The organism is Acinetobacter sp. CIP-A165 (assembly GCF_000367985.1).
In the GTDB taxonomy this organism is placed as follows: Bacteria; Pseudomonadota; Gammaproteobacteria; order Pseudomonadales; family Moraxellaceae; genus Acinetobacter.
This window is the reverse complement of the sequence record NZ_KB849201.1, coordinates 372,858-392,676: the sequence shown is the minus strand read 5'-3', so window position 1 is coordinate 392,676 and position 19,819 is coordinate 372,858. Positions and strand designations below refer to the sequence as shown.

General features: G+C 39.6%; 16 protein-coding genes. 7 read left to right on the top strand and 9 right to left on the bottom strand.

What is annotated here, in order from left to right; genetic code table 11:
* The first annotated feature begins 162 nt into the window (after nucleotides 1-162).
* From F991_RS04535 to F991_RS04520, 4 genes are all read left to right on the top strand, one after another.
* The gene (locus tag F991_RS04535; protein WP_004669305.1) at nucleotides 163-1,425 is read left to right on the top strand and encodes a DcaP family trimeric outer membrane transporter; all 1,263 of its coding nucleotides are present in this window, start codon (nucleotides 163-165) and stop codon (nucleotides 1,423-1,425) included.
* Nucleotides 1,426-1,578: 153 nt separating this feature from the next.
* Entirely contained in the window at nucleotides 1,579-3,219 is a 1,641-nt protein-coding gene (locus F991_RS04530; RefSeq protein ID WP_004669303.1) for a phosphoethanolamine transferase, read from the top strand.
* 14 nt (nucleotides 3,220-3,233) lie between these two features.
* Nucleotides 3,234-3,911, top strand: coding sequence for a DNA-binding response regulator PmrA (locus F991_RS04525; RefSeq protein ID WP_004669301.1), 678 nt, complete (start codon nucleotides 3,234-3,236; stop codon nucleotides 3,909-3,911).
* Nucleotides 3,912-3,916: 5 nt separating this feature from the next.
* Nucleotides 3,917-5,287: an ATP-binding protein gene (locus tag F991_RS04520; RefSeq protein ID WP_004669298.1), complete on the top strand. Its 1,371-nt coding sequence runs from the start codon at nucleotides 3,917-3,919 to the stop codon at nucleotides 5,285-5,287.
* 12 nt (nucleotides 5,288-5,299) lie between these two features.
* Here F991_RS04520 and F991_RS04515 read toward each other — a convergent pair whose 3' ends face one another.
* The 6 genes from F991_RS04515 to F991_RS04490 form a co-directional block, all read right to left on the bottom strand.
* Nucleotides 5,300-6,109 (bottom strand): RIO2 family protein, encoded by an 810-nt coding sequence (locus F991_RS04515; protein WP_004669296.1) that lies wholly within the window; start codon nucleotides 6,107-6,109, stop codon nucleotides 5,300-5,302.
* 190 nt (nucleotides 6,110-6,299) lie between these two features.
* Nucleotides 6,300-7,025 (bottom strand): amino acid ABC transporter ATP-binding protein, encoded by a 726-nt coding sequence (locus F991_RS04510; protein WP_171063413.1) that lies wholly within the window; start codon nucleotides 7,023-7,025, stop codon nucleotides 6,300-6,302.
* Nucleotides 7,026-7,039: 14 nt separating this feature from the next.
* Nucleotides 7,040-7,723, bottom strand: a complete 684-nt coding sequence (locus tag F991_RS04505; RefSeq protein ID WP_004669291.1) for an ABC transporter permease subunit — start codon at nucleotides 7,721-7,723, stop codon at nucleotides 7,040-7,042.
* A gap of 1 nt (nucleotide 7,724) precedes the next feature.
* The gene (locus F991_RS04500) at nucleotides 7,725-8,468 is read right to left on the bottom strand and encodes an amino acid ABC transporter permease (protein ID WP_004669289.1); all 744 of its coding nucleotides are present in this window, start codon (nucleotides 8,466-8,468) and stop codon (nucleotides 7,725-7,727) included.
* 156 nt (nucleotides 8,469-8,624) lie between these two features.
* Nucleotides 8,625-9,569: a transporter substrate-binding domain-containing protein gene (locus tag F991_RS04495; protein WP_004669287.1), complete on the bottom strand. Its 945-nt coding sequence runs from the start codon at nucleotides 9,567-9,569 to the stop codon at nucleotides 8,625-8,627.
* Nucleotides 9,570-10,005: 436 nt separating this feature from the next.
* On the bottom strand, nucleotides 10,006-11,193 hold the full coding sequence (locus tag F991_RS04490; RefSeq protein ID WP_004669285.1) for an ammonium transporter: 1,188 nt from the start codon (nucleotides 11,191-11,193) through the stop codon (nucleotides 10,006-10,008).
* Between the two features lie 414 nt (nucleotides 11,194-11,607).
* On the opposite strand from F991_RS04490, the gene F991_RS04485 reads away from it, so the two are divergent.
* Complete coding sequence (locus tag F991_RS04485) at nucleotides 11,608-12,513, top strand: AEC family transporter (RefSeq protein WP_004669284.1); 906 nt, start codon at nucleotides 11,608-11,610, stop codon at nucleotides 12,511-12,513.
* A 128-nt stretch (nucleotides 12,514-12,641) separates the two neighbouring features.
* A complete protein-coding gene (locus F991_RS04480; protein ID WP_004669280.1) occupies nucleotides 12,642-13,658 on the top strand; it encodes a hypothetical protein in 1,017 nt (338 codons plus the stop codon).
* A 119-nt stretch (nucleotides 13,659-13,777) separates the two neighbouring features.
* Here the strand turns inward: F991_RS04480 and F991_RS04475 are convergent, their stop codons facing one another.
* The 3 genes from F991_RS04475 to F991_RS04465 all read right to left on the bottom strand — a co-directional run bounded on the left by F991_RS04475 (nucleotide 13,778) and on the right by F991_RS04465 (nucleotide 18,847).
* Entirely contained in the window at nucleotides 13,778-14,452 is a 675-nt protein-coding gene (locus tag F991_RS04475; RefSeq protein ID WP_004669278.1) for an HNH endonuclease family protein, read from the bottom strand.
* Nucleotides 14,452-15,879, bottom strand: a complete 1,428-nt coding sequence (locus F991_RS04470) for an AAA family ATPase (RefSeq protein WP_004669276.1) — start codon at nucleotides 15,877-15,879, stop codon at nucleotides 14,452-14,454. Before F991_RS04470 ends, F991_RS04475 begins: the two co-directional genes overlap by 1 nt.
* A gap of 67 nt (nucleotides 15,880-15,946) precedes the next feature.
* The gene (locus tag F991_RS04465; RefSeq protein ID WP_004669274.1) at nucleotides 15,947-18,847 is read right to left on the bottom strand and encodes a valine--tRNA ligase; all 2,901 of its coding nucleotides are present in this window, start codon (nucleotides 18,845-18,847) and stop codon (nucleotides 15,947-15,949) included.
* A gap of 254 nt (nucleotides 18,848-19,101) precedes the next feature.
* Between F991_RS04465 and F991_RS04460 the strand changes: the two genes are divergently transcribed.
* Nucleotides 19,102-19,782, top strand: a complete 681-nt coding sequence (locus F991_RS04460; RefSeq protein WP_004669272.1) for a hypothetical protein — start codon at nucleotides 19,102-19,104, stop codon at nucleotides 19,780-19,782.
* Nucleotides 19,783-19,819 lie beyond the last annotated feature (37 nt).

Below are 19,819 nucleotides of genomic sequence, written 5' to 3'. Positions count from 1 at the left end.
TGCTGTGTAGGATTTGTTACTCAAAGAAGTAAGGGTAGAAACTTAGTAACCAAATCCATGCAACTCAATACTTTGGAAGACAGTTGGTTTTTCGGTTCTTAGGAATAGTGCAGATCAACTTAGCATGGATAGGCAATATAAAATATAGATTAGGAGTTTTTGATGGAACTATTTTTTAATGGTAAATCATTTTTAATTAAAGGCTTAGCGCTTACAGTTACGGCTTTGATGATGAGTGGGGCACATGCGGCAGCTTCAGATAAAGAAGAAATTCAAAAGCTTCGTCAAGAAGTTGAAGCTCTAAAAGCTTTAGTTCAAGAACAACGACAAGTACAGCAACAACAGCAAGTACAGTTAACTGAAGTTAAAACACGGCCTCAAGTAAATGCACCTGTTTCCCCATTAGCTTCGTTAAAATCTAAAACAGGTGCTGATGTGAGCCTGTATGGTTTCGTTCGCGGGGACGCGAACTATATTATTGAAGGTGCTGACGATGATTTTAACGCTGTAAGTAAGTCAACTGGTGAAACAAAAGATAAATTACGAGCCACAGCGAAAACGACGCGCCTTGGTTTAGATTTTACCACGCCAGTGGGTGATGCGAAGGTTGGGGGGAAGGTTGAAGTAGACTTCGCGGGCACCAATGAAGCATTACGTATCCGCCATGCATACTTAACTTATAACAACTGGCTTTTTGGTCAAACGACTTCTAACTTCTTATCGAGCCACGCACCTGAAATGATTGACTTCTCCACCAACATTGGTGGTGGTACAAAGCGTCTTCCGCAAGTACGTTATAACTACAAATTGAGCCCGACTACACAATTACTTGTTTCAGCAGAAGAAGGCGATAGCTCAGCAACTGATGATAAAGTTAAGTATAGATTACCTGTGCTGACTGCTAAAGTGACGCAAGCTTATGCGGAAGGTAAAGGTTCGGCTTCAGCGCGGGCTTTAGTTGAAAACTATAAATCAGAAAATGCGGGTGATGATAAAACCGGTTGGGGGATTGCTGTAGGTACTGACTTTAAAGTTGCTGACCCGTTGAAGCTTTTTGCTGATGCCTCTTATGTCGTGGGTAATAGTAGTTATCTATATGGTAGCAACACTGCTTATACAGTAGTGAATAATGATATTGAGCAGAATGAAGTAATCGCAGTGCAGGTAGGTGGAACCTATAAGATTTTACCGAACTTGCGTTCGACTTTAGCATACGGTGCTCACTTCGCTGATGATGGTACTGACTATGCCAAAGCGAATGTTACAGCCAATGAAAAAGTCCAACAAGCTTGGATCAACTTTATCTATACGCCAGTAAAACCAATTGATATGGGGGTAGAGTATATCAATGGTAAACGTGAAACTTTTGATGGCAAGTCTTATAAAGATAATCGTGTTGGCTTGATGGCTAAATACAGCTTCTAAAATTGATCAAAACTTAAGTTATAAAAAGTCGAGGTTAACGTTAACCTCGACTTTTTTTATATGAATAGCCACCAGTTTCGTAGAGAGCTTTAAGTCATTTTTAAGTTTCTTAAATTATATTTAAACAGCTCAGAAATCGAATTTTACAATGTGATGCCGCCACAGGAAATCAAGACCAAGACTATCTCACTATTTGCATTCAATCTGATGCTTGCAATTTGGTTAGGTGTTTTTTTGAATATTGTATTCTACGAAAAAATACAGGCACTAACGCCATATACTGGGATCAAGTCAGGATTGTTCATCACTGCATCGGTGATTGTGGTTGCAGCCGCATATTACTTTATTTTGCAGATTTTCAGTTGGACATGGACGGCTAAGCCGCTTGCGATTGTATTGGTGGTGATGGGTGGCTTTTCCTCCTATGTAGTGACGAGCTTAGGGGTGTTGATCACGCCAGACCAAATCCAGAATTTGATGCAAACCGATATCGCAGAAGTACGTGATATATGGTCTTGGGATTTGGTGATATGGGGCTTAGGCATGGTGGTATTGCCCACTATTGTGATTTTGTCCGTGACATTGAAGTCAGAATCGTTTCTTCAACACATCTGGAAAAAAGCAGTTTCTCTTGTGCTTTCGTTGCTATTGATTACGGGTTTACTGTTTATCTTTTATGTCGATTTTTCAGCGATCTTTCGTGAAAATCGTGATTTGAAAGAAATGATTTCACCACAAAATCTGATCGCATCTGTTGCATCGTATTATAAGCACAAAGCACCGAAACAGAATTTAGCATTGCTAAGCTATGGTGAAGACGCGAATATACAGGCAAAGAGTGCATCAACATTGCCGAAATTGATGGTGTTGGTCGTGGGTGAGACTGCACGCGCCGAAAGCCTTTCGTTAAATGGTTATGAAAAAGAGACCAATCCAAAACTCTCCAAGCAAGATATTCTAAACTTTTCTCAAGTCAGTTCATGCGGTACAGCCACCGCAGTCTCCGTTCCATGTATGTTTTCAGGCATGCCGAGAAAAGCCTATGATGAACAGCTTGCGAGTCACCGTGAAGGCTTATTGGATATAGCAAAGCGTGCAGGTTATCAAGTCACTTGGATTGATAATAATTCTGGCTGTAAAGGGGCATGTGATCGTGTTGAACAGTTTAAAACCCCTGAATCTTTACAACAGAAGTGGTGTAATGAGGGTGAATGTCTAGATGATATTCTCGTTGATAGCCTTGGTGTTTATTTAGCTGAACTTGATCAAAAGGACAAGCGACCGCGATTAATCGTACTCCATCAAATCGGCAGCCATGGGCCAGCCTATTACAGACGTGTTCCGTCACAATTTAAAGTGTTTAACCCAACCTGTGAAACCAATGCCATTCAAGGGTGTACACGAGAACAATTGATTAACAGTTATGACAACAGTTTGCTTTATACCGATCATATTTTAGATGTTTTAATTAAAACACTAAAAAATACAACGCAATATCAAACAGCTTTATGGTATTTATCAGATCATGGTGAGTCAACGGGTGAAAGCGGTATGTATCTACATGGTGCGCCTTATGCGATTGCACCCACCCAACAAACGCATATCCCGATGTTGATGTGGTTTTCTGACGCATGGAAACAACACGCAAAAAAACAAGTACAGTGTCTCGCTCAGCAAGCCAAAGATGAGCTTAGCCAAGATAATTTATTTCCAACCATGCTGAGCTTGTTGGATATTAAAAGTAAGATAATTAACCCTAAAAATGACATGTTAGATACATGTTTGAATCCATAAGGTGAGATGAAATCATGACCAAAATCTTGATGATAGAAGATGATTTTATGATTGCAGAGTCTACTTTGACGCTATTGCAATATCATCAGTTTGATGTGGAGTGGGTCAACAATGGCGTAGATGGCTTGGCTTTGTTAAGCAAACATGCTTTTGATTTGGTGTTATTGGATTTAGGTTTGCCTTTGATGGATGGGATGCAGATTCTTAAACAACTTCGTCAGCGTACCTCGATCCCAGTATTAATTATTTCAGCACGAGATCAATTGCAAAACCGTGTGGATGGTTTAAATCAAGGTGCAGATGATTATTTGGTTAAACCTTATGAGTTCGATGAGTTGCTGGCAAGGATTCATGCATTATTGCGGAGAGGGCATTCGGATACGGCTCAGCTAAAAAATCAGTCGCAGCTACTCAAATGTGGTGAGTTGGTACTCGATGTGGAACAACATTTGGCGACCTTTAAGGGGCAACAAATCGAGTTGTCTAATCGTGAATGGGCGATTCTAATCCCGATGGTCACACATCCCAATAAAATCTTCTCTAAAGTAAATCTTGAAGATAAGTTATATGATTTTGATAGTGAAGTGACCAGTAATACCATTGAGGTTTATGTACATCATTTACGTGCCAAGCTGGGCAAAGATTTTATTCGCACCATACGTGGCTTGGGTTATCGTTTGGGGCAAGCATAAACGTGATGAAAAAAGCTAAGCATTATTCGCTCAAGAAAAGACTGATCTGGGGAACCTCGATTTTCAGTCTATTGTTGGGTTGTGTATTGATTTTAGCCGCCTACAAAATTTCGTTGCATGAAGTCGATAAGATTTTAGATACGCAAATGCAGTATATGGCAGAGCAATCCGCAACTCGCCCAGTGCCAAGTATGGCGAGTCGTATCGAATCGCACGAAACCTATTATTATCATAAAGAAGCGCTGTTGGTTGATATTTGGGCATATCAAGATCACAACCATTTATCTGATCCAAGTCAGTTATTGCTTCCGCCAGTCAAACAAGCAGGTTTTTATCGCCAGCAGACCAATCAAGGGAACTGGCGTGTTTATATCATTCCGCTTAAACACTATCAGATTCAAGTCAGTCAACGTGAAAGTGTACGCCAAACCTTTGCGTGGGAGTTGGCGGGCAGTATGTTTATGCCATATTTGCTGTTATTGCCGATTGCGATCTTGGTTTTGGCTTTTATTATTAGTTTGAACTTAAAGCCTTTGGATGATTTTAAGACAGAACTGACTCAGCGTGATTCGGATGGACTCGCACCGATTAATAGTGATCATTATCCTCAAGAGCTTATGCCGACGATTGAAGAAATGAATCGTTTATTTGAGCGGATTCAACATGCTCAAACTGAGCAGAAACAATTTATTGCGGATGCTGCACATGAGCTGAGAACCCCTGTAACTGCATTGAATTTACAAACGCGAATTTTGATTAAGCAGTTTCCTGAACATGATGCCTTACAAAATTTAAGTAAAGGTTTAGCGCGAATCCAACATTTGGTCACACAGCTTTTAGCACTGGCGAAACAAGACGTGGCTCTGAGTTTGATTGAGCCGAATACACAATTTCGCCTTAATGATGTGGCCTTAAATTGTGTTGAGCAATTGGTCAATTTAGCGATGCAAAAAGAAATTGATTTAGGTTTTGTACGCAACGAATTGATTGAAATGCAGAGTCTTGAATCAACAGTACATTCGATTATTTTTAATTTGATCGACAATGCGATTAAGTACACGCCCAATCAAGGCATTATCAATATTTCGGTTTTTAGTGATACGGATGACTTTGCTTATATCCAAATCGAAGACAGTGGTGCTGGGATTGAGCCAGAAAAATACGATGAAGTATTGAAACGCTTTTATCGTATCCACCATCATTTAGAAGTGGGGAGTGGTCTTGGGCTTTCGATAGTCGATAAGGCGACTCAACGTTTAGGTGGTGTTTTGACGTTATCGAAAAGCCTTGACTTGGGTGGTTTATCGGTATTGGTTAAATTACCAAAGAAACTAGAGTTATATGAAATAAGCACCAAATTTGATGCTAGAAAATAAACAAAGCCTTTTTTAGCTCGTTGTGGATTCGGCGTGATCTCTTAAATAGCGTAGAAATAACACACATTTTTGAATGCGTTGTCCATCATGACCTACTTTATTGACATGAAGACGTAATACCCAATTTAAACGTTTACCGATTTTACAGATATCTTTATAGACTTGTGGTTCAGTCTGTAAAGCGTTATGAAAAATTTGGCTTGCTTGGGTTAATTGCTCTGACTCAAAATGATAAGCTGTGGAGAAAATAAAAAGTATCCAATCACGGACAAAGCAATCATGTAAGCTGAGTACATCTCGCGGGTCTGTTTCAAAATCAATAAAACTAAACTGATTCTGCTTATCGACTAAAATATTACGGGCAAATGCTTCACTTAAATACCCCTCTTTTGAATGGATATTTTGGATGGCTTGAATTGCTTGGGTAAATAATAAAAATTGTGCTTCGGGCTTTGTTCTTCGACTCGTCAAGGCTTGATCAAGTTGTTTTACTTTACTTTGATGTTGAGCACTAATATCTTCTAACAAAATCCCTTTTTCAGATAGTGCTAAAACATTTGGAGTGGAAATCCCGAGTGTTTTGAGTTGTTGGATACGTTTATATTCACATTGAATCGCAGCAGCCCCACCTTGATTGGGTACAGGGATCATGGCACCAAGGTTAAATATTTTGGCTAACCATTTTAAAGGAGTATATAACCACAACCCATGACGTTCAGACGCTTTCTTTAGCCAGACTTTACCCGTGCTTAATTCATATGCTTGGATTGAATCTTGTTGAGTGATAACAGTGGTTTCTAAGAATTTTTGAAAGTCATCCATTAGCAGCAATCTATTCCTAAGTCATCATATCCATTTCAATCAGCAGTCACTTTATCATATTGTGGTTCATTTACGGAATTGAAAATACATCTAGTGATGTGATTGATCAGAAGATAAATCATTTGATCTTATTTCAGCATAAAGCAGCCCAAAGAGGCTGCTTTATTAGCGGTTGGTATTTAAAAAAATATCAGTGCAAAATTTTATCAAGAAACTGTTGAGCACGTTCACCACGTGGGGTGCCAAAGAATTCATCCTTAGAACAGTCTTCCACAATTTTCCCTTGATCCATGAAAATAATGCGATTGGCAACCTGACGAGCAAAGCCCATTTCATGGGTGACACACATCATGGTCATGCCTTCTTTAGCAAGTCCAACCATCACATCAAGCACTTCATTGATCATTTCGGGGTCAAGTGCAGATGTTGGTTCATCAAATAACATCGCAATGGGGTCCATACATAGGGCACGGGCAATCGCGACACGTTGTTGCTGACCGCCTGAAAGTTGGGCTGGATATTTGGCAGCTTGTTCGCTTAAGCCAACTCGATCTAGATAGGCCAGTCCTTTCTTATTTGCCTCTGCTTCTGAGCGGCCAAGCACCTTGATTTGCGCAATGGTCAGGTTCTCGGTAATGCTGAGATGCGGAAACAGTTCAAAGTGCTGAAATACCATGCCTACACGACTGCGTAATTTGGTCATATCCGTTTTAGGATCATGAATGGGGATGCCATCCACAATAATTTTACCTTGCTGAAAAGGCTCAAGACCGTTCACTGTTTTAATCAGTGTCGATTTTCCAGAACCAGACGGACCACACACCACAACCACTTCACCTTGACGGATTTGAGTAGAGCAATCAGTCAGTACCTGAAATTTTTCATACCACTTACTGACATTTTGGAGGTCTATCATTACTTTATTGTCGCTCATACACGTAACCTCCTTTGTAAACGTTTAACTGCGAATGTCGCAATGGCACTGACGGTAAAGTACACCAACCCTGCAAATAAAATATATTGGGTCAGCAAGGCCATTAAGTCTCCACGGACATAGTTTGTTCTGAAAAAGTCCAGCAAACCAATGGCATACACCATGGTAGAATCCTGAAATAGAATAATGGTCTGTTGAAGCAGCAACGGGGTCATTTTCCGAAAAGCTTGAGGAAGAATAATCAGCCGCATAGATTGACCATAACTCATGCCCAATGCTGCTGCTGCTGCTGCCTGACCTTTGGGAATCGACTGAATACCTGCACGTACAATTTCAGAAAAATAGGCGGCTTCAAACAGCATAAACGCCACAATACTGGAAACGAGGGCGGTATCAATGGTCAGATATTTGCCTGTGATTGCGGTATAGATAAACGGAACCGCAAAATAAAACCACATCAGTACCAACAGCAGGGGGATGGAACGGAATAGGTTCACATAGGCCTGAGCAATCAGATTTAGGATTTTAATCGAAGATAGACGCATCAGTGCGAGCAGCGTACCAATGATAATACCGCCAATGGTGGCAATGACTACCACTTTTAAGGTGATGCTGAAACCGTGCCAGAGCGCAGGTCCAGATTGCTGCAAATCATTTAGAAAAGAAGTAAGCCATTCCATACTACTTCCCTCCTGAAATTAAACCAGGAATACGCAGACGTTTTTCCAGTAGGCTCATTGCAGAAATCAGACAGACATTGATGACAATGAAAATCAGGGTGACAAAGGTATAAATTTCGATGGTGTTTTGGGTATATTCACTGATGGTTTTCATCTGCGAAATAATTTCAGCAACCCCAACTAGCGAAGCCACAGAAGTGTTTTTTACGCAGTTGGTTAGTTCTGAACTAAGCGGGGGTAAAATGGTACGGAAAGACTGTGGCAGAATCACATAGCGATACAATTGCACCGTCGAAAAACCCATGGCATAACCAGCATTGATCTGACCTTGGGGTAAGGCTTCAATGCCCGTCCGAACTTGTTCGCAGACACGTGCCGCGGTAAACAAGCCTAGTCCGATACTGGCAGAAATCAATGCTGTAGTATTGGCACCAAGATCACTCATCCACCAGTTTTTAATTGGCGCAGGCAGAAAGTTGGGAACCACATAAAACCAAATAAATAATTGAACGAGTAAAGGAACATTCCTAAACAGAGTGACATAGGCCGTACCTATGGCTCTGGCTGTTTTATTCGGGAGCGTACGCATGATGCCAAGGATGCTGCCAAGAAGCATGGCAATGGTCCATGCCACCACAGCAATAACCACTAGCCATCCCAGACCCGTTATAATCCAGTTCAGGTAAGTGGTATCTCCCACACCTGTAGACTGCCACAAAACTCCCCAGTTCCAGCTATAATTCATAATAACTCCTGAGAAGAAGCGGGAGAACATCCATTGTTCCCCGGTTCCGCAATAATATTTTAGTTATCGAAGATAAATGACTCGATCTCTTTCATAAGTTTTACTCTTCTTTTATTTCTCCCATCGGGAGAAATAAAAGGGATTTATGCAAGAAGTCTACTGATCTCGATCATGCGGATTGCTGATTAACGCTTTTAGTTGATCAGACATCTCAAAATTTAGGTTAATGTTTTTAGGTGGAATCGGTTGCTGGAACCATTTTTGATACATTTGATTGATTTCGCCTGAAGCATAAGTCGCTTTGATTGCATCATCGACCACCTGTTTAAAGCCTGTATCGCCTTTGCGCAGCATACAGCCATAAATTTCTTGGATAGGTGCAGTACCGACAATATCCCATTTACTTGGATCTTTGGCTTTGGATTTCTCACCTGCAAGTAGAATGTCATCCATCATGAACGCGACAGCACGACCATTTTGTAACATCAGGAATGACTCAGCATGGTCTTTGGCTGAAATGATTTCACCAATTCCTAATTCTTGTTGATGCTGGCGAATATAGCGCTCAGATGTGGTGCCTGCGGTCGTAACTAATTTTTTACCTTTTAAATCAGCAAAATCCTTAATTCCTGAATCCTTCGCCGTTAACAGTCTTGAGCCGACCTCAAAGAAACCGATAGAGAAATCGACTTGTTGCTGTCGCTCTTTATTATTCGTGGTAGAGCCACATTCCAGATCCACCGTGCCATTCGACACCAACGGAATACGATTTTGACTGGTGACGAGGTTATAGCGGATTTTCAGGTCAGGCATGTTGAGTTTTTGCTTAACGGCCTCTACAACTTTAAGTTGTAAATCATGCGCATAACCGACAGGTTGGTTCGGGCTTGCTGCAATGTAGGAAAATGGAATGGACGAATCGCGATAGCCCAGCACGATGGTGCCAGAGCTTTTGATTTTGTTTAAGGTACCTGATGTGGAAGTGTCACCTTCAGTGGCTTTATCACCAGCAGCGGGTGCTTTGTTGTCACTACAAGCACTTAAGCCGAACATTAAAGCGCTTGCGCAAAGCAGAGAGGTCATGGTGCGTTTATGTGTCATGTACAAAACTCCTTTTGTATCGTTATGGACGCATTCGTCATTGTTGCTATTGAGCGGTCAGTTTTTATGAAAATTAATATCTTTTTATATGTATAAAAATACATTCGTTTTCATATTAATAGACTTCAATACGGTTGCTCAAGCGATATTCTTTACGGTTTTGTTACCAGTAACTATTGATGAATTAAGCAATTTTTAAATCTGTGAATTACAGTAAAAATTGCAGGAAATAGAAAGCATAATGTGTGCCATGATTTATATTTTTTCGACAGTTTAAAAGATAAGATTAATTTTCAGTGCGTATTGAATCATTATGAGAATCTAGAATAGATGTGCCGCTTTCACTGAGACAGCGGGGAGGAAAATACGTTGAATCAAAAGATTTTTTAAAGGGCACAAAAAAAGCGGCATTAAGCCGCTTTAAAGTATTGAAAAATTAGAACATTGATTCGTCAGAATTTGCTGAAACCTTATGAATCGAAAGGTCAGCACCACGATATTCATCTTCTGCTGATAAACGGATGCCAATTGTCAGTTTTAATAAACCATAGACGATAAAACCACCAATCAACGCAACGCTAATCCCTAAACCTGTGCCGATCAATTGAGAAATAAAAGAAACACCGCCTAAACCACCAAGAGCCTGTTGACCGAATATTCCTGCTGCAACTGCACCAAAAGCACCACAGACACCATGCAAAGGCCACACGCCAAGTACATCATCGACTTTGAGTTTGTTTTGCGTGTAAGTGAAGAAGTAAACAAAGATTGCACCTGCACATGCGCCAATCATCAATGCCCCAATTGGATGCACAATATCAGACCCAGCACAGATTGCTACAAGACCTGCCAGCGGACCATTGTGTAAGAAACCAGGGTCATTTCTACCCATAAAGTTGGCTGCCAACGTACCACCAGCCATCGCCATAAGTGAGTTGATGGCTACGAGTCCAGAGATGGCTTCGACACGTTGCGCACTCATCACGTTAAAGCCGAACCAACCAACAATCAAAATCCATGAACCTAAAGCTAGGAATGGAATTGATGAAGGTGGATGAGCGCTAACACGACCATCTTTTTTATAGCGACCATTTCGAGCACCTAATAACAGCACCGCCGCTAGCGCAATCCAACCGCCCATGGCATGAACAACCACTGAACCAGCAAAGTCATGGAAGGGTGCACCAAATTGGTTTTCTAACCATGTTTGCACACCATAGTTACCATTCCAGATCATACCTTCAAAGAATGGATAGATCAGGGCAACCAGCAGTAAAGTCGCTAATGCTTGCGAACGCATCTTTGCACGTTCTGCAATACCACCAGAAACAATCGCTGGAATGGCGGCTGCAAAGGTGAGTAAGAAGAAACAACGCATCAGATCATAGCCATGATTGGCAGATAGCAATTCGCCCGTCACGAGGAAGTTTTGACCATAGGCAATCCAATAGCCAACGAAGAAGTAGGCGATGGCTGAGATACAGAAGTCAGTTAGGATTTTGCTGAGTGCATTGACTTGGTTTTTGTGGCGTACTGTGCCTAACTCGAGGAATGCAAATCCTGCGTGCATTGCAAGCACCAATACGGCACCAAGTAATAGAAAAAAGATGTCTACATTTTGCATAACATGCTCGATATAAGTGCTAAATCCAATTCTGATGCAAAATAAACGATCATTTTTTGCACCAAAATGGATTTATCGAATCTAAAGAACCTGAGCCATCTTAGGGAAGCTCATTTTGATGTACTGAGCTATGCAAAAAACGCACCAATTTAGAGGGTATGTTTTATTTTTGGTGAAAAGTGGTGCATTTATAAATATATATCAGATAGATCGCGCTATTTTTAATGAGCCGTGCAACATTGCAACGCTTGAATCAGAATTAGAAGTACGATGTTCTAGGCTCCAAAAATTATGTTGGGTTTATGACGAGGAAAAACTGGTTTTAATATGTGTATAAATCATCTTTAATAAATGGCGTGTTGGGTTCATTGCAAAAACGCCAATGAACAGTAGAAATAAAAGCTGAGTAAAGTAATGAATAATATTGTTCTGGCCCTGTTTCCTTTGGTTGCATTCATTGCATCAGGATATCTATTTAAAAAATATAATTTTCTGAGTAAAGAGTTTTGGGCTGGGGCAGAGAAGTTAAATTACTATATTTTATTTCCAGCGTTATTGTTCCATACCTTAGCGACCACAAAAATTGATTTGCACAGCTTGAGTAGCGCTGTTGTTGCGATGTTGATCGTGGTGCTGACGGTCACGGCTGTCATGTATGTATTACGAATGTTTTGGGATATTCAGCCCGCGCGTTTTGGTGTGCATGTCCAGAGTATGGTCCGTTTCAATACTTATATTGGTTTAGCGTTGGTCGCCTCTCTCTTTCAAAAAGAAGGGATGGCGATTTTGGTGATTTTACTGGCGCTTTGTATTCCATTGGTCAATGTAATTTCAGTGCTGGCTTTAACCACCAAAGAGCAAATGGCGATCAAGCCTGTTTTGATTGCATTGCTGAAAAATCCGTTGATTGTTTCTTGTATTGTGGGTGGGTTAGTCAATGTATTAAACATTCCGATTTGGGAAGGTCTTTCTAGTTTGATCAAGCTATTCTCCGCATCGAGTTTGCCGTTAGGTTTGTTATGTGTTGGCGCAGCTTTGCAGTTTATGCAGATCAAAAAAGATATTGTGGTGTTATTAGCTGATACTTTTGCCCGACTCTTGGCTGTACCTGCATTGGCTTTTCTCGTATGTACATGGTTGGGCTTGCCAAGTTTGCAAACCCAAATTTTAGTGGTGTTTTTTGCTCTGCCAACGGCTTCTGCTGCTTATATTTTAACAAAAGTGTTGGGTGGAGATAGTCAATTGATGGCCGCCGTAATTAGCTTTCAGACCTTATGTGCTGCCGTGACCTTGCCATTGGTGATTTGGTGGATATCTTAAGCGATGAATACCTGAGCTAGCCACTTTGGGTTCTTTTAAAAATAATATGCTGTTTCATACACAAAGGAAGGTTTACTACCTTCCTCGTTTGATTGTTGCTACACTTTTTCCTTTTCAGGTGGATGAGCATGTCCTTTGATCTCAAAGTCAGCTTACAGCAAGGAGCTGAGCCGTCTGCACAGCAGAAAAAGCTGAATCGCCTGATTGATAAAATAGAACAGCAAAAAATCAGTCTTGCCACATGGCGAAATGCTCAAACCGAAATTCAACAGCACACGCGGCAAAAACTGATGCCTGTGTATCATGAACTACATGAGGTGTTATTTCAGCAGTTAGATCAACTTTGGAATCTGTTACACAGCCATGAGTTTTCCAAAGTTGATGTGCAACAACTGGATGAGAAAATTTCCCAACTTGCGCACATGTTGAAACGCTCTCAGATGTTGAAGGATGAACAGTTAAAGCTGGTGCAGCAAATCGATAGCTTTTATCAGCAACATGCACAACAATCGATTAAAAAGACTAAGAAGGTGCAGTCAGCCAAGTTTGAACAAAATGAAAGTTTTGAGCAAAGTGCAGAATTAGAAGATGAATTTGAACAGTATGCTGCGGAACAACAACAAGCTCGTGAACAAGCCAAACAACTTAGACAACAACAGAAACGTGAACAAGCTGAGCAAATGGCAGCGCAGTCGTTAAAAACCGTGTATTTAAAAATTGCTGCGATGATTCATCCTGACCGTGAGCAAGATGAAACCAAGAAAGAGGAAAAAACTGAGTTATTCCAACAGGCAAGTCAGGCTTATGAACAGCAGGATTTGTTTTATTTATTGAAACTTCAATTACAGCTTGAACAGAATAAGGGGTTAGGGGCGAAAGAATTATCTGCCGAACAATTGAAGTTTTATAAACTGGCTTTGGATGCACAGAGTCAGCAGCTAGAAAGTCAAATTAGCGAGATTTTAGATTCTTTTCAGTTGGCGAAAAAAGTCAAAGCCGAGCATGTTCATATGAGTGATGTATATAAAGCTATAGATGCTGATTGTGCTGAGTTAAAGCAGCAGTTGAAGTGGGAAAAGGAACGTTTAAAGCATATGAAAAAGGTGAGTGGGGTAGAGATGTTATTGGGGTGTGGGGTTTTGTAAACCTTAAAAAGTACCTCTCCCTAACCCTCTCCTAAAAGGAGAGGGAACGTTGTGTATCTAATAACTATTAAATTCACAAAGAATGCCCCCCTCTCCCTATGGGAGAGGGGCAGCTTAAACTAAAAGACATTACCAACTAATTGCGATAAATCTTCATCTAGAGTAATAGCCCATTTCCAAAAAGCAGAATATGAAAATTGAGGTGAACACATAGCTTTTAATTTTTCGATTTTTAGATCAATTTCGGATTGAGCTAACGGTTCAGTAGGAAATAGCAGTTCATTTTTGAGCTTTTGTAGCTGAAAACTATATCTTTGAATATCTTTGATTAGTTCACTTCTACTAATACCTCTAATCCCAGTTGATGTATTGTTATAGCATTCATCCAATAACATTACTGTAAAGTTAATAGGTTGTTGGCTTGTGATACCACTTTCTTTAACAGTTACTTTAATACTTTTATTATTTGTTATAGGACAGTCAAGTATAAGATAGCGAGATACATCATCATTAATTAGTGAGCAGTCTACTATGTTTGTATGAGTATGACTTTTAATATTATTGCAACGACTACAACTGTAGAACAAATTATTCCAATTAAATTTCTTAATTACATCCCCTCTATGTGGATCAAGATGTTCAACCTCAATATCTAATATATTAGCTCTCTCGCATAAATAACACTTCCCATGAAACATTTGTTTTAAGGTAACCACTACCTCTTCGGATCTATAATCTTTATTAGTACCTGTCAGACTTTTAGGAACTGTATTTGGTCTACTAACTGAAAACATCAATTAAGCCCTTCCTGACTTAGTTTTGCGAGTTTATTTTTTGCAACAATATATTGTAATTGAGATTCAATAGAAAGTTTTGGTAAATCCACCTCTATCCTGTCTAGAACATTTTTTATTTCAAGTAAATTATCTCTATGCATATCCTTTTCGACGAATTCGATAATAAATTTAGAAATATTAATTGTCTCATTACTTTCTGGATTAACATGAAAAAGTTCTTTAATTATGGAGTCATGAGAATAAAAACTTAGATCTTCTTCAAACAAATCACCACTAGAAATATCATAAACTACAGTCTCATTATCCGTAGATGTAATAACAAATGGCGAGTGGGTACTCACAATGAATTGTACTTTAGGAAAAGCTTTAATAAGAAATGGCAAAACTTTCTTTTGTAAAGAGATATGAAGATGTACGTCTATTTCATCAATAATGGCTATGCCGATTAAACTCTCAGGAGCTAAATCTTTTATTTGTGCACGCATTAATAAGTTGGCGTAAATGTTAAAAATTGCTTTGAAACCAGAAGATAACTCATCAAAATTAAAAAAGTTTGAATCCTGTTGAATAAGCACTTTATTGCCAGTTCTAGTAAAAATCAATTTAGTTGAATTGTTTTCAAATATCCATTTTAAATCTGATTCAACTTTTTTAAACCATCTTTCTAGTTTATAAATTTTTTGGTTATTAATACTATTTATTTTAATTGAACGTGATAAAGATAGAAGTGCTAATTTATTTAGTAATAAGTATGCTTCTAAAGCACCTTCAATATCAGTAATAGAGTGCTCTTGTGCATATTCATCATATGTTTTAAATTGATCGAAAGAAAAATCTTTTACACTTACTCTAGCAGCATCAAAATAATAAATCATATCCTTATTTAAATCATTTCCAATAATCTCTAAATTATTTTCTTTATTGATATATGAATTAATTAATTTATTGGTATTATTGAAATAGTTGTCAATATGTTGTGGTTCTTTAATGTAGAAATAGTTATTGCTCAATTTTTCATTTATTTTGGCTATTTTTTCTATTTGCCCTTTTTCTTGTAAGTCTGAGTTGGAACCTTTAAATATTTGATATCTGTTTTTTAAAATATTTGAAAAAAACTTTAAGAATTCGTATAGCTCGTTAAAGCTTAAAGTTCTAGCATCAGCTAATAACTCTTCTATAAATTCATTTTCAATATCATTAAAATTTAAAATAGAATGGAAATTTTTAGCACCGAACTGGATTTCGGAAATAAGTTTTTTTCGTAATAAATCATTATAAAAACTACTCTTCAGGCCTCTCAAATTATTAGATACTTCAGTTAGGAAGCATGTTTTACCTGAACCATTATTTCCAGTGATGATTAAGTTTTTTCCTTTAAGAGGAAGAGTTATTTCATTGTAGATAATTTTTTCGATTGACGGCATGTTTAAAATAGTAAAAGGGCTGAATCATCAGCCCTTTATACAATATATTAGATTAAATCTGCAACACTTAAAGCGCAGCAATTTGCTCCATACTTGCTTTAATTTTACTTAATTGATCAGCAAACTCAGCCAATTTCGCTTTTTCACCTTCAACCACAGCCGCAGGGGCTTTTGCCACAAAACCTTCATTTGCTAATTTTCCTGCGATTTGATCATGTTGCTTTTGAACTTTGTCTAAGTCTTTCTGCAAACGACCCAATTCTGCTTTAGGATCAATCAAACCTTTCATTGGTACAAATACTGAAGCATGGCTGACAACGCTAGAGCAAGAAAGTGGTGGTTCTTGATCTTTGGTTAAGAACTCAATACTTTCAACTTTTGCGAGTGCTTTGAATAACGCTTCAATACGAATGATTTGTTCACGCTCAACATCAGAAGTGTTTTGCAATAACACTGGCAGTAAACGCGCATTACCCAAGCCCATTTCACCACGAATATTACGCACCGCACCGATCAAACCTTGTAGCCAATGCATATCAGCTTCAGCCTGTTCATTTACACGCTCAGGGTTCGCAACAGGGTATTGCGCAAGCATAATACTTTCGCCTGAAATACCAAGTTTCGGTGCAAGTGTTTGCCAAATTTCTTCAGTCAAATACGGCATCAATGGATGTGCAAGACGTAAAGAGGCTTCCATCACCGCAAGGAGTACACGACGAACTTCTGCTTTACGTTCAGTAGATACATTTTCATCGTTCAGAACAGGTTTGGTTAACTCAACATACCAGTCACAATATTCATTCCAAATGAACTCGTAAATTGCTTGCGCAGCCAAATCTAAACGGTAAGTCGCAAAGGCTTGTTGTACCGCAGCTTCTGCTTTTTGCAGACGGCTTACGATCCACTGTTCAGGCAGTTCCCAAAGGTCTTGACGAATTTCAGAACTAATTTCTTGGTTTTCACAGTTCATCATCACGAAACGCGTTGCGTTCCATATCTTGTTGGCAAAGTTACGATAGCCTTCAACACGCTTCATATCGAACTTAATGTCACGACCTGTGTTGGCAAGGGCGCAGAATGTGAAGCGAACTGCATCCGTACCGTAAGCTTGAATACCTTCTGGGAATTCTTTACGCGTTGATTTTTCAATCTTCGCTGCTTGTTTCGGATTCATCAAACCTGTGGTACGTTTTTGTACGAGGTCTTCAAGGTCGACACCGTCGATTAAATCGAGTGGGTCGAGTACGTTACCCTTAGACTTCGACATTTTCTGACCTTCGCCATCACGGACTAAGCCATGAACGTAAACCGTTTTAAACGGTACTTGTGGCGTACCATCTTCATTCTTCATGAAATGCATCGTAAACATAATCATACGAGCAACCCAGAAGAAGATGATGTCAAAACCAGTGACTAAAACATCTGTTGGGTGGAAAGTCTTGAGGAAATAGTTTTCTGCATCTTTCTGGGCATCACCGGTCCAACCTAAAGTGGAGAACGTCCAAAGCGCAGATGAGAACCATGTATCGAGTACATCTTCATCTTGGTTTAATGCAACATCAGCGGGGATGTTGTTTTTTGCACGTACTTCAGCTTCGTCACGACCGACATAAATATTGCCTTCAGCATCGTACCAAGCTGGGATACGATGACCCCACCAAAGCTGACGTGAAATACACCAATCTTGGATATTGTTCATCCACGCCATGTACATGTTGCTGTACTGTTCAGGTACAAATTTAATGTCACCATCTTTCACTGCTTTAATCGCAGGTTCAGCCAATGGCGCAATTTTTACATACCATTGGTCTGTCAATAATGGCTCAACGATCACACCTGAACGGTCACCGCGAGGTGGTTTCAACGTATAAGGTTGAATTTGGTCTAACCAACCTTCAACTTCTGCTTGTTCAACCAATTTTTTACGTGCAACGAAACGCTCTAAACCAATATAGTCCGCAGGAGCAGCAATGCTTTTGGAGATTTGTTCACCCGCTTTCGCGATGTATTCAAATTCAGCCAACACTTCCGCATTTTTATTGAAGATATTGATGATTGGTAGTTCACAACGCTTCCCGACTTCATAGTCATTGAAGTCATGTGCAGGGGTGATTTTTACACAGCCTGTACCGAATTCTTTATCAACATATTCATCTTTAACGATTGGAACTGCACGACCTGTAATCGGTAGGATAATGTTTTGACCCACAAGATGCGAATAGCGTTCATCATCAAGCGCCACGGCAACCGCAGTATCACCCAATAATGTTTCAGGACGCGTTGTTGCAACCACGATGTGGTCTTTACCATCATGGGTACGCAGTGATTTGTCTTCAAAGAAATATTTGAAGTGCCACAATGAACCTGCTTCTTCTTTATCAGATTCTACTTCTAGGTCAGAAAGGGCAGTTTGTAACTTAGGATCCCAGTTAACGAGACGTTTACCACGATAAATCAAACCATCTTCATGTAGTTTTACAAAGACTTCTTTCACTGCATTGGACAAACCTTCATCCATGGTGAAGCGTTCACGTGACCAATCTACCGAAGAACCTAGACGACGGATTTGACGTGTAATCGTACCGCCTGATTGCTCTTTCCATTCCCAAACTTTTTCGATGAATTTTTCACGACCTAAGTCATGACGGCTAACACCCTGAGCACCCAATTGACGTTCAACCACCATTTGCGTTGCGATACCTGCATGGTCTGTACCTGGTTGCCACAAGGTGTTTTTACCTGACATACGGTTATAACGGGTCAGTGCATCCATGATGGCATTGTTAAAACCATGCCCCATATGCAAGCTACCAGTGACGTTCGGCGGTGGAATCATGATACAGAATGATTCACCTTGACCTGACGGTTTGAAATAACCTTTTTGTTCCCAAGTTTGGTACCATTTTTTCTCGATCTCAGTTGGATCGTAAGTGGTTGCGATATTTTGAGCAGATTGAGCGTCAGTCATAGTACAGAAGATCAAAATAGAATAAAAAATTGTGTCTATTGTAGCAAAAAACTGTCGAATCTGTTGTCATTTCACTGATGCCAAAGCTTATCTCATTAAATAACTTCACAAAGTGGCAACAAGCCGACGAAATGCGTTGGTTTTTTACGAATAAAACGTTAAGTTTATGTATATTGGATCACATAATTAAATAATGATGATGCATAAAACAACAAAATAACAATGCTAAAAACTTAAATAAAGGGATGGTTCATATGAGTTATTCAATTCTTTTGAAAATTAACGACGTTACACATGGGCAGTTTGAGTCGATCCGTAAACAATTAAATGCGGGCAGTAATGAAAGCCAATCCCGTGTTTTGGGGGAGGTGCTTTCCGAGATCGCGTGTGACATCGTAGAGCAAGTCTTCTCGGTCTTACTGATTCAAAACCGTAAACCATCCCATTTGACCCAACAAAATTCAGCAGAATCAGAAAAAGTCATTCAGCAAATCACGGGTGCCGTACGCAAATATATGCCGTGGTCGATTGCTTTGTTTAGCAATGATCGTTTATGTCCTTTTGCCAATTATTTTTCCGATATGATCAAATATCACGATGATCAAGTCTATGTTTCTTATCCGATAGATCCGCAATTGGTACAGCAGGTACATACCTTAGTAGAACAATTAAAACAAAATGAAATCAAGGATATGATGGATGTTTTTCAAACATTGATTCAGATCGTCGATTTGGGTGTGACCAATTTGATTCGTGAGCCGAAAAAATGTCTGAACTTTAATCGGATAGTAGATAAAACCTTAAGCGGCGTCATCAATATGACCGCACAATTGAGTTATAAGCGTTTAGAGAAAATGGGAACGCAGGTCGACACTGGCGCGGCTACCGCATGTGTGAACCATTTTTTGGCACTTATGCATACAGAACCGAATTAGGTTGTGCTAAAGTCGGTAATGAAGAGCCAAAACGATA

What these genes read in the sequence shown, in the direction of transcription:
- F991_RS04520 (WP_004669298.1), top strand. Translation starts at nt 3,917, where the DNA reads ATGAAAAAAGCTAAGCATTATTCGCTCAAGAAAAGACTGATCTGGGGA.
- F991_RS04485 (WP_004669284.1), top strand. Translation starts at nt 11,608, where the DNA reads ATGAATAATATTGTTCTGGCCCTGTTTCCTTTGGTTGCATTCATTGCA.
- F991_RS04510 (WP_171063413.1), bottom strand. Translation starts at nt 7,025, where the DNA reads ATGATAGACCTCCAAAATGTCAGTAAGTGGTATGAAAAATTTCAGGTA.
- F991_RS04535 (WP_004669305.1), top strand. Translation starts at nt 163, where the DNA reads ATGGAACTATTTTTTAATGGTAAATCATTTTTAATTAAAGGCTTAGCG.
- F991_RS04470 (WP_004669276.1), bottom strand. Translation starts at nt 15,879, where the DNA reads ATGCCGTCAATCGAAAAAATTATCTACAATGAAATAACTCTTCCTCTT.
- F991_RS04500 (WP_004669289.1), bottom strand. Translation starts at nt 8,468, where the DNA reads ATGAATTATAGCTGGAACTGGGGAGTTTTGTGGCAGTCTACAGGTGTG.
- F991_RS04480 (WP_004669280.1), top strand. Translation starts at nt 12,642, where the DNA reads ATGTCCTTTGATCTCAAAGTCAGCTTACAGCAAGGAGCTGAGCCGTCT.
- F991_RS04465 (WP_004669274.1), bottom strand. Translation starts at nt 18,847, where the DNA reads ATGACTGACGCTCAATCTGCTCAAAATATCGCAACCACTTACGATCCA.
- F991_RS04475 (WP_004669278.1), bottom strand. Translation starts at nt 14,452, where the DNA reads ATGTTTTCAGTTAGTAGACCAAATACAGTTCCTAAAAGTCTGACAGGT.
- F991_RS04505 (WP_004669291.1), bottom strand. Translation starts at nt 7,723, where the DNA reads ATGGAATGGCTTACTTCTTTTCTAAATGATTTGCAGCAATCTGGACCT.
- F991_RS04495 (WP_004669287.1), bottom strand. Translation starts at nt 9,569, where the DNA reads ATGACACATAAACGCACCATGACCTCTCTGCTTTGCGCAAGCGCTTTA.
- F991_RS04490 (WP_004669285.1), bottom strand. Translation starts at nt 11,193, where the DNA reads ATGCAAAATGTAGACATCTTTTTTCTATTACTTGGTGCCGTATTGGTG.
- F991_RS04515 (WP_004669296.1), bottom strand. Translation starts at nt 6,109, where the DNA reads ATGGATGACTTTCAAAAATTCTTAGAAACCACTGTTATCACTCAACAA.
- F991_RS04460 (WP_004669272.1), top strand. Translation starts at nt 19,102, where the DNA reads ATGAGTTATTCAATTCTTTTGAAAATTAACGACGTTACACATGGGCAG.
- F991_RS04530 (WP_004669303.1), top strand. Translation starts at nt 1,579, where the DNA reads ATGCCGCCACAGGAAATCAAGACCAAGACTATCTCACTATTTGCATTC.
- F991_RS04525 (WP_004669301.1), top strand. Translation starts at nt 3,234, where the DNA reads ATGACCAAAATCTTGATGATAGAAGATGATTTTATGATTGCAGAGTCT.